14 protein-coding genes are annotated in these 16,597 nt (G+C 58.8%); 8 read left to right on the forward strand and 6 right to left on the reverse strand.

Going from position 1 to position 16,597, the window contains the following annotated elements:
* The first annotated feature begins 14 nt into the window (after positions 1-14).
* From ACVWYI_RS12145 to ACVWYI_RS12165, 5 genes are all read left to right on the forward strand, one after another.
* Positions 15-1,070 (forward strand): ABC transporter substrate-binding protein, encoded by a 1,056-nt coding sequence (locus ACVWYI_RS12145; RefSeq protein ID WP_456662121.1) that lies wholly within the window; start codon positions 15-17, stop codon positions 1,068-1,070.
* A gap of 62 nt (positions 1,071-1,132) precedes the next feature.
* Positions 1,133-2,005 carry a branched-chain amino acid ABC transporter permease gene (locus tag ACVWYI_RS12150; protein WP_456662122.1) on the forward strand — a complete coding sequence of 291 codons (873 nt, stop codon included), beginning with the start codon at positions 1,133-1,135 and terminating at the stop codon, positions 2,003-2,005.
* A complete protein-coding gene (locus ACVWYI_RS12155) occupies positions 2,005-3,042 on the forward strand; it encodes a branched-chain amino acid ABC transporter permease (protein WP_456662123.1) in 1,038 nt (345 codons plus the stop codon). Before ACVWYI_RS12150 ends, ACVWYI_RS12155 begins: the two co-directional genes overlap by 1 nt.
* Positions 3,035-3,790: an ABC transporter ATP-binding protein gene (locus ACVWYI_RS12160; RefSeq protein WP_456662124.1), complete on the forward strand. Its 756-nt coding sequence runs from the start codon at positions 3,035-3,037 to the stop codon at positions 3,788-3,790. The genes ACVWYI_RS12155 and ACVWYI_RS12160 overlap by 8 nt, the downstream gene beginning before the upstream one ends.
* Positions 3,787-4,509, forward strand: a complete 723-nt coding sequence (locus tag ACVWYI_RS12165; RefSeq protein ID WP_456662125.1) for an ABC transporter ATP-binding protein — start codon at positions 3,787-3,789, stop codon at positions 4,507-4,509. The genes ACVWYI_RS12160 and ACVWYI_RS12165 overlap by 4 nt, the downstream gene beginning before the upstream one ends.
* 356 nt (positions 4,510-4,865) lie before the next feature.
* On the opposite strand, the gene ACVWYI_RS12170 is transcribed toward ACVWYI_RS12165, so the two are convergent.
* The 3 genes from ACVWYI_RS12170 to ACVWYI_RS12180 all read right to left on the reverse strand — a co-directional run bounded on the left by ACVWYI_RS12170 (position 4,866) and on the right by ACVWYI_RS12180 (position 8,479).
* The gene (locus ACVWYI_RS12170) at positions 4,866-5,432 is read right to left on the reverse strand and encodes a hypothetical protein (protein WP_354053232.1); all 567 of its coding nucleotides are present in this window, start codon (positions 5,430-5,432) and stop codon (positions 4,866-4,868) included.
* Between the two features lie 535 nt (positions 5,433-5,967).
* Positions 5,968-6,504 carry a hypothetical protein gene (locus ACVWYI_RS12175; RefSeq protein WP_456662126.1) on the reverse strand — a complete coding sequence of 179 codons (537 nt, stop codon included), beginning with the start codon at positions 6,502-6,504 and terminating at the stop codon, positions 5,968-5,970.
* A gap of 469 nt (positions 6,505-6,973) precedes the next feature.
* Positions 6,974-8,479: a DUF5939 domain-containing protein gene (locus ACVWYI_RS12180; RefSeq protein WP_456662127.1), complete on the reverse strand. Its 1,506-nt coding sequence runs from the start codon at positions 8,477-8,479 to the stop codon at positions 6,974-6,976.
* A 791-nt stretch (positions 8,480-9,270) separates the two neighbouring features.
* On the opposite strand from ACVWYI_RS12180, the gene ACVWYI_RS12185 reads away from it, so the two are divergent.
* Positions 9,271-9,438 carry a hypothetical protein gene (locus ACVWYI_RS12185; RefSeq protein WP_247447013.1) on the forward strand — a complete coding sequence of 56 codons (168 nt, stop codon included), beginning with the start codon at positions 9,271-9,273 and terminating at the stop codon, positions 9,436-9,438.
* Between the two features lie 1,010 nt (positions 9,439-10,448).
* Here ACVWYI_RS12185 and ACVWYI_RS12190 read toward each other — a convergent pair.
* From ACVWYI_RS12190 to ACVWYI_RS12200, 3 genes are all read right to left on the reverse strand, one after another.
* The gene (locus ACVWYI_RS12190; RefSeq protein WP_456662128.1) at positions 10,449-12,842 is read right to left on the reverse strand and encodes a peptidase domain-containing ABC transporter; all 2,394 of its coding nucleotides are present in this window, start codon (positions 12,840-12,842) and stop codon (positions 10,449-10,451) included.
* 3 nt (positions 12,843-12,845) lie between these two features.
* On the reverse strand, positions 12,846-14,096 hold the full coding sequence (locus tag ACVWYI_RS12195) for an HlyD family efflux transporter periplasmic adaptor subunit (protein ID WP_247447011.1): 1,251 nt from the start codon (positions 14,094-14,096) through the stop codon (positions 12,846-12,848).
* A gap of 150 nt (positions 14,097-14,246) precedes the next feature.
* A complete protein-coding gene (locus ACVWYI_RS12200) occupies positions 14,247-14,441 on the reverse strand; it encodes a hypothetical protein (protein WP_247447010.1) in 195 nt (64 codons plus the stop codon).
* 787 nt (positions 14,442-15,228) lie between these two features.
* Here ACVWYI_RS12200 and ACVWYI_RS12205 point away from each other — a divergent pair.
* Positions 15,229-15,840: a sigma-70 family RNA polymerase sigma factor gene (locus ACVWYI_RS12205; protein ID WP_354068638.1), complete on the forward strand. Its 612-nt coding sequence runs from the start codon at positions 15,229-15,231 to the stop codon at positions 15,838-15,840.
* A 132-nt stretch (positions 15,841-15,972) separates the two neighbouring features.
* On the forward strand, positions 15,973-16,524 hold the full coding sequence (locus ACVWYI_RS12210; protein ID WP_247447008.1) for a hypothetical protein: 552 nt from the start codon (positions 15,973-15,975) through the stop codon (positions 16,522-16,524).
* The last annotated feature ends 73 nt before the right edge of the window (positions 16,525-16,597 follow it).

Here is a 16,597-nt window from a genome sequence, read left to right on the forward strand (position 1 = left end):
ACGCCGAGGACACCGTGAAGATCGGTGTCATCCAGCCGCTCACCGGTTCGGTCGCTTACAACGGCACGACCGACGTTAACGGTATCAAGCTCGCGCTCGGCGAAATCAACGCCAAGGGCGGCGTACTCGGCAAGAAGGTCGAACTCGTGGTTGAGGACGGCCAGTGCAAGCCGGCCAACACCGTCAACGCGGCCGAGAAACTGACCCAGCGCGACAAGGTGGTCGTACTCATCGGCGCATTCTGCAGCTCGGCCACGGCAGCCATCATGCCGGTCGCGCAAAGCGCCAAGGTGCCGCTGGTGACCGGCGTCTCCTCAGCCGCGAACCTGACCGAGAAGGGCAACACCTGGTTCTTCCGCGCGACCGAAACGGACGCGCTGCTCGCCAAGTCTTTTGCCAAGATCCTCGTCAACCAGCTCAAGCTGAAGAAGGTCGCGTATATCGGCGTGAACGACGATTTCGGCCGCGGCGGCGTCGAGGAGTTCGAGAAGCAGATGAGCGCGCTTGGTGCTACGACCGTGATGAAGGAGTATTTCGAGCACGGCACGTCGGATTACTACACGCTGCTCACCAAGCTGAAGGCGTCCGGAGCCGACGGCGCATTCGTGGCTGCCGAGACCCAGGACGGCTCGACCCTCGTCAAGCAGAAGGCCGAGCTCGGCCTCTCGATCAAGGTGTTCGGCGTCGGCTCATGGGCCACGGCCGATTTCATGCAGCTCGCCGGCCCGGCCGCGAACGGTATCTACGCGGCCGTGCCCTATGCCTCGACCATGAAGACCCCGAAGAACGAGGCGTTCGTGAAGGCCTATCAAGACCAGTACAAAGCTGCGCCGGGCAAGTATTCTGCCGCAGGCTACAACACGCTTAATATCGTCGTCGATGCGATTGCGCGCGCGCAGTCAACCGATTCCGACAAGGTCCGCGAAGCGTTGCTTAGGACGGACTATGAAGGCCCGAACGGGCACTTCCGCTTCGACGAAAAGGGCCAGGCCACGGGCTTCACGGTGGTGCTGGTTCAACTTGAGAACGGCGTTCCGGTCGTTGTCGAATCCAATACCGTAGAAAAGTGACGTCCGGGGCGGAGGCAGCGCCGGCTGTCTCCGCCGCTCGATAGCCAGGACAATAGATCGCGATGGACCTCTTTCTTCAGCTTGTGGCCAACGGCCTTGTCGTCGGGGCGTTCTACGCCCTGTCGGCGCTGGGACTGACACTGGTGTTCGGCCTGATGCGGGTCGTGAACTTTGCGCATGGCGAACTCTATGTCATCGGCGGCCTGTTCGGCTGGGCGCTCACGGTGGTGTTCGGCTGGAACTACTTTCTCTCGCTTGCCGTCGTCGTCATCGCGCTCGGCATTCTCGGTTACCTCATCGATCAGGTGCTGATCGCGCGGGTGCGCGGGCAGGGCGAGGAGCCGACGATCCTGCTCACGATCGGTCTCTCGATCTTCATCGCCAACACCGCGCTCCTGATCGTCGGCACCACGCCGGTGACGGTCGCCTCGCCATTCGCGAGCAAGCCGCTGTTTCTCGGCCCGGTTGTGATCACGCAAGCCCGCCTCGTGCTTGTTGTGATCTGCGCGGTCCTGATCGCGGCAGCGAATCTCCTTATCCAGAAGACCACGCTCGGCCGCGCCATGCGCGCGACGTTCCAGGATCCGATGGCGGCCCAGCTGGTCGGCATCCGGACCCCGCGCATCTACGGCTTCACCTTCGCGCTTGGTGCCACCCTGGCGGGCGCGGCCGGGATGCTGCTCGGCTCGATATACGTCGTGGAAGCGAGCACCGGCGGTGTCATCAGCCTGAAGGCGTTCGTGGTCGTCATCCTCGGCGGAATGGGCAGCTTTGCCGGCGCGGTGGCCGGCGGCTTGATCCTTGGTCTGACCGAGGCGCTGTGGGGCGGCTACGTATCGACGGGATATGTGGATGCCATCGGCTTCGCGCTCGTCATCGTGACCTTGCTGGTCCGCCCCTATGGTCTGTTCAGCCGAAGAGCCGAGCGCGCGTGATGAAGTTCGAACGCAATGTTCTCCTCGCTGTGGCCGCGCTGGGCGCGCTGACCCCGCTCGCAGTCCACAACGAATACGCCTTGCACATCGGGATCATGATCATGTTCTCGGTGATGCTGGCGACGAGCCTGAATTTGATCGTCGGTTACGTCGGTGAGTTTCCGCTCGGGCACACCGCGTTCTTCGGCATCGGAGCCTACACTGCCGCGCTGCTGTCGGTGCGGTCCGGGCTGCCGATCTACCTCACAATCCCGCTCGCCGGCATCGTTGCGGCGATCTTTGGGCTCGCGATCGGTGCGGTGACGCTGCGCCTGCGCGGGCCGTTCTTCGTCATCGTGACGCTCTGCTTCGCTGAGGTGCTGCGGCTGGTTGCCAACAACTGGATCGATTTGACCAACGGGCCGATGGGCGTCTCGGGAATTGGCAAGCCGGCTGCCATCGCGGGCGCGACCGGCGTGCAGCAGAAGCTCTGGTTCTATTATGCGGGCCTCGTGCTGGCGGCCATATCGCTCCTAATCAGCTATCGTTTCGTCTATTCGAATATCGGGCGCGCGGCGGTCGCGGTGCGGGAGAACCGGTTCGTCGCGCAGTCGATCGGGATCTGGCCGTTCTACCTGGGCCTCGTCACCTTCGTGCTGGCGGCGGCGGTGGGCGGCCTCTCCGGCGGCTTCTATGCGCATTACATCTCTTATGTCGGCCCCGAAGTGTTCGGCTTCTCCTTCATGATCACCATGATCATCATGGTGCTCGCGGGCGGAAAGGGCACTCTGGCCGGCCCGGTGGTCGGCGCGGTGCTGGTGGTCGTCCTCGAAGAGTTCCTGCGCGATTTCAAGGATCTGCGCTTCTCGATCTTCGGTCTCATCGTCGTCGCCGTGGTGATCTTCCTGCCGCGCGGCCTGATGGGATTCATCAGCCGCCGGCATGAGAGCTATGAACGAAAGCCGGAAGGGCTTGCCGAGGGCGGCGCGAAGCTGGATCGCCTCGCGCCGGCGCTCGAGCCGGCCGGCCTGAACCGGGGAGGGGCCGCGGATGCTTGAGGTGAACGGGCTATCCAAGCAATTCGGGGGACTGACGGCCCTCTCGGATGTGAGCTTCTCGATCCGCAAGGGCGAGATCATGAGCCTGATCGGACCGAACGGCGCCGGCAAGACCACCTGCCTCAATCTCGTGACGGGGTTCTTAAAACCCAGCGCCGGGACCGTGCGCTATTGCGACGAGGACATCACGGGGCTCCCGCCTTATGCCGCCGCCCAGCGGGGCCTGATTCGCACCTTCCAGAAGACCAACGTCCTGCGCGGGCTCACCGTCTTCGGCAACGTGCTGACCGCCCGCTACCGTCATGGCGAGAGGTCGCTGTGGCGGACCTTCTTCGCTGGCGGCCGCCAGCGCGAGCGTGGACTTCGCGACGAGGCGGCAGCGCTGATCGAGACGGTCGGCCTCGGTGCGCGAATGAACACGGACGCGGACTCGCTGTCCTGCGGCGAGCTTCGCCTGCTCGAAGTGGCCGTCGCGCTGAGCGCCGGCCCGAGGGTGCTGATCCTCGACGAGCCTGCGGCGGGGTTGAACACTCACGAGGCGGATCGCCTCGGCGATGTGCTGAAAAGGATAGTGAAAGAGCATGTCGAGGCCATGCTGCTTGTCGAGCACAACATGGCGCTCGTGATGGCCGTGTCCGATCACATCGTCGTCCTGGACTTCGGCCGCAATATCGCCGCGGGGACACCGCTCGAGGTGAGAACGAATCCGGACGTCGTCACCGCGTACCTGGGTAAGCCCGCCGCATGATCGCCCAAAACAACGTTCTCGAATTGCGCAACCTCGAGGTCTGCTACGGCAAGCTGCGCGCCCTGAACGGCATCAATCTGGAGGTTCGTAAGGGCGAAATCGTCGCATTGCTTGGTGCCAACGGTGCCGGCAAGAGCACGGCCTTGCGTGCGATTTCAGGCCTGCTGGCCCCCACATCGGGCGACATCCTCTATTGCGGCAAGTCGATCGCAAAGCGCCGGCCGGATCTGATCGTCCGCGACGGTATCGCCCAGTCGCCCGAGGAACGGCATATCTGGCCCGAACTGAGCGTGCGCGAAAACCTCGGCCTGGGCGCATACTGCTGCTCGGATCGGGCCTTGGTAGAACAGCGGTTCGAGCGTGTGCTCCAGCGCTTTCCGCGGCTGCGAGAGCGGCTGTCGCAGCTTGCAGGCCTGCTGTCGGGAGGCGAGCAGCAGATGCTCGCGATCGGCCGTGCCCTGATGTCGGGGCCAAAACTGTTGCTGCTCGATGAACCAAGTCTCGGGCTCAGCCCGCTGATGTCGCAGGAAGTACTCGGCGCACTGCGCGAACTTTGCAAACAAGGCATTACGATCCTGATCGTCGAGCAGAATGTGCATAGCGCCCTCTCGGTGGCGAGCCGCGCTTACGTATTCGAAACAGGCCGGGTTGTTGGAGAAGGCCGCGCCGCCGATATGCTTGGCAATCCAGATTTACTCCGCGCTTATCTCGGCGCTTAGTCTGATGAAAGATCAAGGAAGCGGAATCACGCAGCGTGCTTGTATCCTGGTCGCAAAAGTGGAAACGGTTCTAGACTGATAAGGAATGTCGGCAAAGCTTATCAGTCGGCAAAAATTCCATAACATTCATTCGCGAATCCCCGTTCTTGCTCGCGCAGCAGCTCGGATGTTCTTCAAACGAAGCTGAATGCTTGCTCGCGAGACGCCAAATGCGTCAGCGACCGAACCCGTCAAGGCTCTGGAGCCGCTTGCGCCGCAGGCCGGCTTTCCGCACGGCAAGGAAGGCCGCCAGTGCGTGCGCAAGCGGCGACCAACGCTTTCCGGCTCGAAATGAGCGTTGTTCTGTCAGGCCGTTTTCAGCCCTGACCCGGGCCACGTCCGAGGCGCCGCGGCAGAATGTACTCGACGTCAATGCTAATGCCGTCCCCGCTCAGGGGGGTCGCTGTGTAGACCGCAGAGACGGCCAATTCGAAGAAGCTCCCGATCGTGAGATAGCCGATCGTGAGCGCCGACTCTCCGCTTGGGGGGCCGCCGAGCAGCAACTCCGCGATGTGGCAGCAATCGTCCATCGTCGCCGCCAGCGGTGGAAGGGTGATGAGCTCGCCAGTGCGCTGAGAGATTTTGGCTGGATCGGCGAATTTGGGCTCGCGCCCAATAACCGCGCCCGCGTTGATCAAGGGTACGAAGAATTTCGCGACCTGCGCCGGCTGACCGGTGATATTTTGAATGTTGACCTCGGTCGCGTACACGCCCGGCCGGGCGCCTGCGGTACAGCAGCAGTTCGTCTCGGTTTGTCTGCCGCACACGACCTTCACGCTGTGCACGAGGAACTCGGCTTGCGGCGGTACGGTGGCGGCGGCGAGCAATTCGCTGAACGGATGCGGGAGACGGTCACTTGCAGAGCCCGTCGGATTTTTGGCCATTTCGATCTCCACGATGGTTTGCGGAAGGCGACCTACACGCCGAACTTACGCCAGACTCGACGCAATCTTGTGAGAGATGGCTCACACACTTGGAAGAAACCGCGACAGGCCAAAGGGTCTCGCAAGCAGTGCAACGGATCGTCAGGCGGCGATCACTCGATTATCCTTTGAAGTGCGACAAGAGAGACTAAGACGAGCACCAGGGCTCCGGCGAACGTGATGCCAAGGAAAACATTGTGCATGGCGCCGCATCTCCTATTCATCGCTCCCCCAGTCACCTTGTTGGCGACGGAGACGAGATCATCAAATGATCCCCTCAGCCGTCGTCATTGGTTGCGCGCTTCAGTTCGACGACGGACCCCTCCGACAGATCGTCGGGATCGGTGCGCTCGCAGGCTGGAAAACACAGCCTCGTGCTGGTGCAGTATCTCGCTCGAGGAACGCTTGCGCCCCTTCGGGTGCCTCATCTGTCGTGTTCGGCATTTCTGTAGGTGCGATCGCGGTCAGCGCCCAACGACGAAGTTGGGTAGTAACATCATCGCCGTTTTTCGAGCCGGGACTTCGAAGCGTTGGCAGCCAGGGGTTCGAGGCTTGCCATCAGTTTTTCCTGCGCTTGCCCCAACCCTTCCTTCAAGCTGTCCAACAGAGACAATTCAGCGACTGCAGGCGGAGTCGTGGCTTTGTCGTTCCTCGAAGGTTCGATATTCGTTTTTGACGCTGCATGATGAACAGCAACCTTTTTCGAACGTTCTCGGTTTGCGAGATTCGGCCTTATCGGTACGTCACCAACCGGCGCCGGAGTTGCTGTTCTGGGAGGAGGGACGACAGCTGCAACAGCTGCTTGTGGCCATCGTTCAGCAAACTCCACGCTCGGCGGCGAGACAATCGTCGGCAAACTCGTGTCGATAATGACCCGCTCGGGTAACCGTTCGGCCGAGGCGATTCTTATGGCTGGCCTGTCGGTGGAGCCACCGGTAGGTTCCGCCACTTGCTGCGGCAAACACCACCCCAATCCGATCAGCAATAGGACAAGGGCGCTGCCGACAAACCCGAAATATTTCGTCAACGGCATGGGTCGCCTCCCATTTGAGGCGACCTTGAAACCGGAATTCTTAGTAGATCGCTAAAGATAGATTAAAAATGGAAACGTGGTTATCAGCGATGTTGCGATGCACAAGCGACGCCATTCGACCGAAGAGGGAGACGAGCCTTATGCGCATGGAAAGGATTCGCACTCTCAGGCACGCAAAGGTCGGCGTCACCTCCGCTCACTTGCAAGCTAATGGCTTCTATGGCGTACAAATGCGAATGTTGCGCTGCTTACGTGTGCGGCTCCTGGAGCGAGCCTAATCACCCGAAGGCCGACTTCCTCCATAACATTGGATACCCGAACGATCCCGCGGCTTGGGAACGCAGACACGCTGATGCCTGGTGGCGTCGTCCGCCCGGGATAAACAGGCACCCACCGCCGCAGCGCGAAATCGGCGCACAAACCGGCAGCCGAGATCCGGTCTGCCGCTGCGCAGGACGCGCGCGGTCGTTCATTTCTGCGCCGGAGGAATTTTGATCCGATGTATTTCCATTTTCTGCCCGATGCCCTTCAAGTTCTGGTAGTCGCGCGACGCCGGGCATCCTTTGACGATGTCACTGACTCCGGGAGCCTCCATCACCATTTCTGTCAGGCATATTTCGTTGACACCGGCTAGACCTTGCACACGGGCGGCGATATTCACGTCCTGTCCGAAGTAGTCGATCCGGTCGTTGAGCCTTACGGCTATGGCCCTGCCTCTGTGCACGCCGATTTTGAGGCCGAGCGGCTGCGAAGCGGTTTTGTTGAATCGCGACAGCTCTTCGATCATCTCGACGGATGCAAGAACGGCATCCTGTGGACGCTCGAAGCCAGCCATGACTGCATCACCGATCGTCTTCACGATCGTGCCAGATCGCTTCCTAATTATCTTATTCAAGATGTCGAAGTGCTGACGGACGAGAAAGTAGGCATTCACATCGCCGATGCTTTCGTACAGCGGAGTCGAATCCTTTAGATCAGTGAACAGGTAGGTGATGTCGGAAACGGCTAGACTATCGCGCTCGTCCACCAGTTGGGTCTTATAGAGTTCGCCGAAGCAGGGCGTGAGCAACAATCGCTTACCGGAAAGAAACGGCTCATACTCGACCAGATGGGGCTGGAACTGGGAAGGGTACTGGAGAAACCAGAAGCGGCCCCGATCCTTGGTACGGTTCTCAATCTGGATAATATGCTTGCCTGGGCTAAGATCGGCCGTCTGTCGAAACGCAAAGCGTCCGTCGCCAAGGATCATATTTCTCGGCCCAGTGGGCCGATCCGCAACTACGAACCGGCCCGATTCGAGCTGGACCAGCGTTTCTTGGCATTCCGCCGGTTCACCGTTCGCGAAGAAAACCAGAAGAAGCTTATGGCTAAGATCGAGCACCTCGAAACGGCCGGCTGTTACGTCGAATTCGAAGTTCAACCGCTGATCCGCCTCGATATCGGCAAATCCCCGCGAGAGTGCCGCAACGAGTTGCTCGTGTGTCATTCCGTGCGGAGGCTTGAAGTCTTTGGAGAAGTTGTAACGCAGGTAGTAGTCCTGGACGGACAGCATGTCCGGATGACGATATATGATGTCGCGAACCGAACTCGAGACGGTAAAGGTGACCTGAATGTAGTCGTCAAGGGCCGCCTCATTGAGGGCGTTGCAGAAGTCGCATTGGAAACGGGGGTGAACCTGGTCTAGCTCACGAAAAGTGCCTGCGACCTGCGGACAATAGGCGCAGATGAGCAGCCACTGCATCTCGAATAGGCCAACCTTCGCGGCGTGCACAAACAGCTCGATTCCTTCGGCTTCACTTAGGCCGTTGGCAGTCGCGTAGCGAACAGGATTGACGCGAAAGAGATCATAGTCGCCGGAGGCGCGAATAAAACCTTCGAGATCCGGAAGAATCCGCGGCGCCCAGCTCGCTGCCGACCCGAGCTCTATGAGGCGCTGATTCAGGAGGTCTTCGTTGACTGGGGAGGGCCCTTGCATACCAGTATGATACCTCGCTCCATGCCGGCAATACTGGTTGGTCGGCCATTCGATTAGCCACGCGACAATCGACGCGGACGCTCTTTTGCCCAATTGTTTTAGTCGAACCGAGCCGGATAAGAAAAGTCAGCTCTATTGGCCTGTATCAGTCGGCAATGCGACACTTTGATCGAATAGGCAATGTCTGGTCTTCGTCCAGCATGTCCATGAGAGCGGTGCAGTGCGGTTCTGGAGTTGAAGTCTAGAGCGGGCCGTCGGCGCTACGCTATGAAATAAGCTCAAGGCCCGGGCAGATGCCCCTCCCGCCCATTTCCGTCAACATTGATCGCCATATGAGCTAGATAGTCATTAGCTTGGCTCGGAGGGTCATGCGTCAACGGGTCAAACAAAGCCGTTTGAAGGACGCGGATGAAAAGCGTGACGCTCTTGGTCTTGGCATCGTGTCTGCTGGCGTTTGGTTGCAGGGCAGCGCCCAGAGGCCGGACCTTAGTCGCTCCGCCGCTTTCGCTTGCTCCGCCCTCTACTGAATAGGAGCCGGCGCCTCCGGCCACCCCTAAGAACGCTTGGCCGACAACGGCAGCGGGCTAAAGTGTCGCCGCCACGAGCGCTCGCCAAAAATTTGAGGCCTTCGGCAAAGACCAATGGCGGGCCGTTATCGCGGACGGACGCTCTCCCGCCGGGAGCGTCCGACAAGGCTTGGTCTACACCAGTGATCGGTGCGCCTTCGTCGGTCCTCAGCCCAGCCGTGGACTACGATGGCTTTAGCGTCGGCACGGTTCGACGATATTGACATGTCGGGTTATGCGGCGCGAACCATGAAGTCCCGCGTAGCAAGAGGTTCCAAGCCCAATTCGAGGGCGGATAGCATCGTGGCGCAGCACCTGGTCGAACAAGAAGATGAGGCATTAAAACGCAAGCTTTACGATCTGCCGCGGCTGCAAGCAGGCAGTCGGCAATGACGGCAGGCGCTGTTGATCCATAGCAAGCGCATTTTGATTCTCGCGCAGGCCTATTGTCGGATGAAGACCTTGGCATGTGGAGGTCGCGGAGCAACGTAAAACCGTGCCTCACAGGCGAGGCACTCCAAGTGCTCCGCAATGTCAACCCGCAATCCAGATGACATTCTTCTGGACCAGCAATCCGGGCATTCTCTCTTGTTCAATGCGTCAAGAGTAACTGCGTCAGTCATTTCGAGCTCGTGGAAACTAGCTGCATCAGACACCGAAAGAGCGACTGATGTGCTTCGCCATGACGATGGCAACATCCGTATAGCGGCCGTTTGACCAGAACTGATCGCAAATCAGCAAAAAGAATAGCGCAATAAGCGAAATCAGAATTCCCTTGCACATAGCGGACTTGTCCCTTGATGAGACTGCCAACCGAGCAGGTATGAACTGAGAGAGACGATATGATTCTGAAGTCGCTGCTGCGACGATCTGCAATAGTTACAGGCTGGCAAGAAGCCGTTACTAATCCGTTAACTGACCGATCCGACCAATCTCTGCCGAAGGTTTGGCCTCTGGTCCGACTGCTGATCCCGGATGTCCGCTATTCGATGGCTACCTCTGAACCTTCGCGTGCTCTTCCTGGGCGTCAACAACTATACATTCGTGAGTCGTAGCGGTTGCCATGTTATTTCTAGTCGGAAGCTGACAATCCGGATGCACCGTCGCGCAAATTTGGCCATTCGCAACCGCATACTGAAGGTGCGGCGGGGACGCCTTTCGCAGCCCAACTCCAGAAGCGGTCTGTATGGTGATCTTTAATGGCGAGACCGAGGTTGGTGGGAGTGGAGCCCAACTTGGTGCGCGCAAGCCCCATCTTCTGTGGCAACGGCCATTATCTCGATTGCCCTCCAGAATCTGGCCATCACGGTATTAATCAGTCTCGCGTTTGGCCGGCCGATGGCACCTCCGAGCGTCGTCGGACGACATCGAAGCGAGTGCGCAGTGCATATCGCGAGCCGAAATCAGCGTCGTGAGAAGTCGATCTTGGCCAGCGCTTCACCCGGGTTGTCGCCTTTGCCGCAGTCGTCAGACGGCTTGGGGTTGCACTCTTTCCGCGGCTGGCAGTAGTCCTTGTGTGGATGGCAGTCGTCGTCCTCGGCGTCCTTCCAGCCATTATTGCGCTTCGAGCAATCGCCCGTGGCGTCAACGAGGCAGTCATCGTGTCCGTGCGCGGTCTCGACCGATTTCGCACCTTCGGAAAACTCGGTGACCGCGACATCTCGCGCAGGCCCCGCTTCTGGTCTGAGGCTCGTCATTCCGACCTGAAACGGCCCGGCCGCCGCGGCAAGATGGAAGATGATATCGGCTCCCTGGGTAATTTCGGGTCGGTGCGCTACGCTCACGCGCGTCATATTTAGGTGCCGGAGATTCGCATTGATTTCTTTTTCCTTCTCGGTGTCGAGATGGGCCGTGCCCTCGTCCAGAAACAGGATCTTTGGTCGGCGATAGAGCGCGCGAGCAAGCAGTACTCGCTGTTTCTGCCCGCTAGACAACGAGCTTCCCATGTCACCGATGAGGCTGTTGTAGCTCATCGGCATTGCCATGATGTCGTCGTGGATGCCGGCAATCCGCGCGCACTCGATCATCCCTTGCAGGTCGAATGTTGTGTCAAAAAAGCAGATATTGTCGGCAATCGATCCCGACAGCAATTGATCCTCCTGCATCACCGCGCCAATTTGCTCGCGATAAGCGCGCGGTCCGATCTGGCCCAGCGGAAGGCCGTCGATCAGGACCTCTCCGCTCGTTGGCTCAAGCAGCCCAAGCATAATTTTGACAAGGGTTGACTTGCCGCAACCTGAGGGTCCCATGATCGTCACGAATTGTCCCGGAGCAACGCATAGGTTGACGTTATTAAGAATCAGAGGCTCTCTTTCTGCATACCGAAAGCACACCTTGCGCAGTTCGATCGCGCCGCGCATCTGTCGGACATATGACAGGTCCCGGTCGTGCCCCCTCTCGATCGGGGTGAGCGCAATGTCGGCGAGACGCTCGAGGTGCAGCCCGAGAATGCGGACATCCACCAGCTTCTCGATCAGCAGCGCTGTCCGTCCAGCGAACTGCAGCTTGTAGCTGACGAACGCGAATATCATGCCAACCGTGATGAGGTTGTCTAGTGCGAGGCGAGCGGCGAGGTAGATCGTGATTACGTTCTCCAACCCGAATATCGTGTCGTTCATCGCTTTGAAGCTGACCCTTGCACGACCAAGCCGCACGTTGGCATTTATATACGCAGCATAGCGGTTCAGCCACTGGCTCTCCCGTTCGTTCTCTCGGTTGAGTAACTTTACGCTTTGCACCGCTCGCACGGTTTCGATGAAGGCGGAGTTCTCGTCTGCCTTGCTGTGAATGGCCGCTTCGCTCCGTTGCCGGAACAGCCCGAAAAGAGCGAGCCGCAAGGCGGCGTACAACGCGAACGCCAGCAGTACGACAAGTCCGAGTTGGACGCTGTAGGTGAACATTAGCGCCAGCATTAACACTGACATGAGACCGTCGATCAACCCCGTGATCAGTCCCTCCGCGAGCACGTTGCGAATGGGCTCGATCGAGTTGAAGCGAGAAAGGATGTCGCCGATGTGCCGCTTTTCGAAGAATGAGAGTGGCAAACGCACCAGATGATGGAACAGCCGGGCGCCGATTTGAAAGCTCAACGTGTTTTGCAGAACAAGTATAGTGAACGAGCGGGTAGCGGTCGACCCGACCTGTATCAGGAGAAGGAGAGCGAACCCTAGCCCGAGTACGACCAGGAGATCGACGTCCCCTCTCGCGATGACCTCGTCAACGGTGAGCTGCATATAGAAAGGGGCGGCTAGGAGAAGAATTTCGATGACTACTGACAGAACCAATATTTGGGCGAGGGCATGAGTGTTGCCGTTCATTCCGCTCCAGAATATCGAGAACGGCAATCGTACTCGCTCGTCTGTGCGGCAGAACTCTTCAGTGGGCGAGAGTTCGAGCGCGACCCCGGTGAGATGTCTAGATGCTTCAGTGAGGGGAAACCATTTTTCGCCGGCTGCCGGATCGTGCACCACGATCCCTTTCTTCCTGTACGCTTTCAGTACAACGAAATGAGCCATGTCCCAGTGCAGAATAGCCGGTAGGCGCAATTGGCAGAGGTGGCCGATCTCGATTCGCAGCGGTCGACATGCCAGCTCCAGGTGAGCTGCTATCTCCATAAGGTCGCGGAGAGTGACACCTTTTAGGGACACTGGATGCCGGCGACGCAGTGTGTTCAAGTCAGTTCGATGACCATGATAGAACGCGACCATTGCGAGGCATGCGAGCCCGCATTCCGTCGCCTCCGTCTGCCTGATGAGCGGGAGGAATCTGCGTCCGCTGAAATTCAATAGTCCCTGCATGCGCTACATCCTTGCGCTTAGCACCGGGTCAAGCAGCCACCTCATGAGGGACCGCTGCTCAAGAATAACGTCGGCCCTAAGCAGCATGTCCGGCTGAAGCGGCATCTTACGGCCATGGGCGTCGATGTCGGGCCGTTCGAGAACCGCAGTCACACGGTAAGCCGGTTCCTTGAGGGTGATCGGCCCGGTCGTTTCGTTGCCGGTCAGGATTGTGTGAGAGACTTTTGTCACGCTGCCGCGGTAGGTGCCGAATTTCTGATAAGGAAATGCATCGTAAAGTATCCTAACCTGCTGGCCGGGGCGCACAAAACCAAACGCGCGTGTCGGAAAGAACAGCTCCGCCTGCAGGTGCGCATCAAGGGGAATTATTTCGAGCTGCATATGCCTTGGATCAGCGATCTGGCCAACAGTCGCCTGCAGCGTGGACACGCGCCCACCCGTTGGCGCCTTGATAACGTAAGCCTGCCGCCCGTTCACCTCGGCCACGCGCTGTTCGATCGAGGAGAGATCATTACGCAGTACTCGAATCCTCTCTGCGGCGACAGTTGGAAGTTGCTCGAGTGTATGCCGAGCATCTGTCAATTGGGTGCGTCGCGCGGTGATCTGCTGATCGAGTGACACCACGCTCTGCTTTTGCTCAAGTGCAGCCTGCTCGCGGCGTTTCAGCTCAATCGTTGGCAATGCACCGCTTGCGGTTAGCTTTGCACCCGTCGATACAAAACTCTCGGAAAGCTTCAGTCGCTCGTTTTGGATGCTTCGCTGGTCCTCGAGTTGAACAATTTCTCCTTCGATCCCCTTGATCGTGGCAGCGAGGCGATCCTGTTCCGAGGCGGTTCGGCTATCTTCCGCATCGATCTGTCGCTCCACCACATTGCGTTGCTGCGCCAACACTGCAAGTACGGTGGAATTGACGTCATCGCCATTGGCGGTGATTTGGGAAGTGACTACGGTCAGGAGCGGGTCACCCTCGGCAACCTCTTGCCCTTCCTTCACTTGTATCGCCTTGATGAAACCGTGTTGTGGTGCGAAAATCTTAGCTGTGCCGGAGGTCGGCGTGAGATACCCGGACACGGTCTCCTTGCGCGCGTATTGCGCGATGGATAGAAAACACAAGATGACTCCAACGAGCGCAGCCAGGCTCCAGCTAAGGAGCGTGCTTGATAGCGGCTGCAGCAGTACGACCTCACCCCAGCTGTGGCGCTGGCGCAAAAAGTCGATAGCTTCCTTGCGAAATAGAGCTGGCTGACTCGCCATGGACGCACCTTGCTGTGCTCTTATTCATATTTAAGCGCTGCTTCATATTTAAGCGCTGCGCGAAGTATCTTTCCGCCACAGCAAGACGCGGATGTATACCGATGAACCGCTCCCCCTTATGGAGAAGCGGTTCGCCGGTGCATCATGCCCTTATCCCACGAAGGTTTGGGATTGGTTGGACAGCACGCCTACCTGAACTTGGTTTCCGCTGAGAACATTGATGTCGCCAGTTCTGATCAGTGATCCGCCATCATGGCAGCCACAGCCGCCGTTGCCTGCGGCCACGAGGTCGAGCTCTTCATCAGACAGTTCGATCGGGTGAGTAAAAGTGGTCATCTCTAGCATCTTGGTCTCCTTTCGATGTAGTGGCAGAACGGTGATGTAACGGTTGCCACGTCATCACTAGTTGCAAGAGACCAATCTGGATGCACTGTCGCATAAATTTTCTGTGCGGCACGTGTTTGACGCTTGTTTGCATCGTGATTGTGCAACGTCGTATGCAAGGTGTCTTACAGTGAGGAGCCAGTGCGGTTTCGTCATAGTGAGTTGGACTCTGATCAGTTCGGTGCGGCGGAGATGGAAAGCGCGCTGGGACGCCATGGGGCGGAGCTCGATCCAAGGTGCGCTTTAGTTTGTTTCGATGGCGCCAGTCGCCGCGCCTGTTGGCACGACAAAGCTTCCAGCTGATCGCATTGCAGGCGGGTTGGATAGAGGCAGGAAAGTGAAGGGTTGGAATTTAGCTTTTTTGAAAGTGCTCCGAATGACCCTTGATGGCGTTACACGGCATATCAAGGAAATCGGATCCGATGCATGCCCCGAAGTTATAGATGCGACTTTGCGCCCGTGTTGAAGCCTCCCATCTTCGAAGGCGGCCCGAGGAGTTGCGTCGCTGCTCAGCGCCTCGACCTGGCAAGCGAGCACGACGCGTTATGGTCCGCCACCCGTCGCGGCTTGGCGATTGGCAAAAAAGTTTGAAAACTTCGGGAACGAAGGCGCTGCTGCTGACTTGAGTTCGCCGACAGCCGATTTCGTATTTTTTTAAAAGAGATCATTTAAATACATTTAAATGCAGGGTGTTTAAATTAGCAGGCAGTGGCACTGCGCGTGAAGATAGGACCGGGGTGACTCGACCATGCCCCATCAATGCGTCGATTTAACGAAGGCAAAGATTCGCCCCGGCGCAGCGCGGCATGATAGCTATTGCGAGACGGCTCTTAATTACGAAACAGCTCTGCTTGAGTGCGCCTCCGGATCGCGATCGGCCGTCGGCAAGATTTACGCCCGGGAAAGGGAGCAGTTGCGCGCGATGGCGCACCGTATCGTGCACGACAGATCCCGCTCCGAGGACGTCATCCACGACGCATTCGCGCAGATTCTCCGATATGCGAAAAACTTCGATCCTGCACGCGGATCTGCCCGGGGCTGGATCTACGCGATTGTCCGCAACACGGCGCTCAAGATGCGGCGGAGCGCCAGGCGCGAACTCGCGCTCGAGGACGACGCATTGAATGCCATCTGCGCGCGGGAGCGGCCCGTTCCGAACCCTGCGTCCTGTATCCCAGACAGTATGACGCTGCGAACCATACTCGATCAACTCGAGCCACAGCGCCGCGCGAGCCTGCTTCTGGCAATCGTTGACGGGCGCACGCACGAGGAAATTGCCGAATACCTCCGGGTTCCCGTAGGAACCGTCAAGGCGTGGATCCGGCGAGAGCTCGTGGCGATGCGCCGGCAGCTCGAATGAGGCGTAAACTTATTTTTTGCCGCTGCATCCAAAGGCGTGCTTCGGCGACAGTAGGAGTGACGGCGTGGTGCCCAGGCAGGGCGCGCGCATGATGCACGTGCCTTGTTCGTCGCCTGAGCGAGGAGCGAAACAATGTCTTTCCTGAGCAGCGTTGCAAGCATTACCGGGCTGTTAAAGCTTGCGGGAACCCGCGTCCCATCCGACGAATCTACGTCAACCAAGCCCGACGACTGCGGTCACGGCAAGCTGTCAAAGTGGAATGACGATCACAGCGGTAACGACGACTTCTTGAGAACCGACGACGGCAAGGACAATCATTCCAAAGTTAGCGGCATTGCCGCGTACCCGAAAGACGGCAAGGGTGACTACCCAGAGCACGATGGTGGTTGGAAGGACGCCAAGGACGGCGAATACCAGCCCAAAGACTACGACGACGGCGGCAGGGGCGAGACCGATCGCAGTCCTGGTGAAGTGCTGGCCAAGTGCGACTTCTCCCATGGTGATTTCCCCGGTGATTTCAGCTCGCACGGTCCCGATCATTCGGGTGACATACACGGTGCGCTCGCTTCGATGTCTTCCGACGATGCGCTCGAATACGCCATCGGTTTGATGGGCCCAACGGATTACTTCGACGTAGGGCATTTCGACACGGCGACGGATACGTCGCACGACACGGACGCCTGACATGCCGAAGAGACTCGCTTGGCAGTGAAAGCTGCCGGGCGAGAGTGGTTTTTGAACGAGAAGGACGGCGGTC

The organism is Bradyrhizobium sp. LB13.1, from assembly GCF_054056815.1.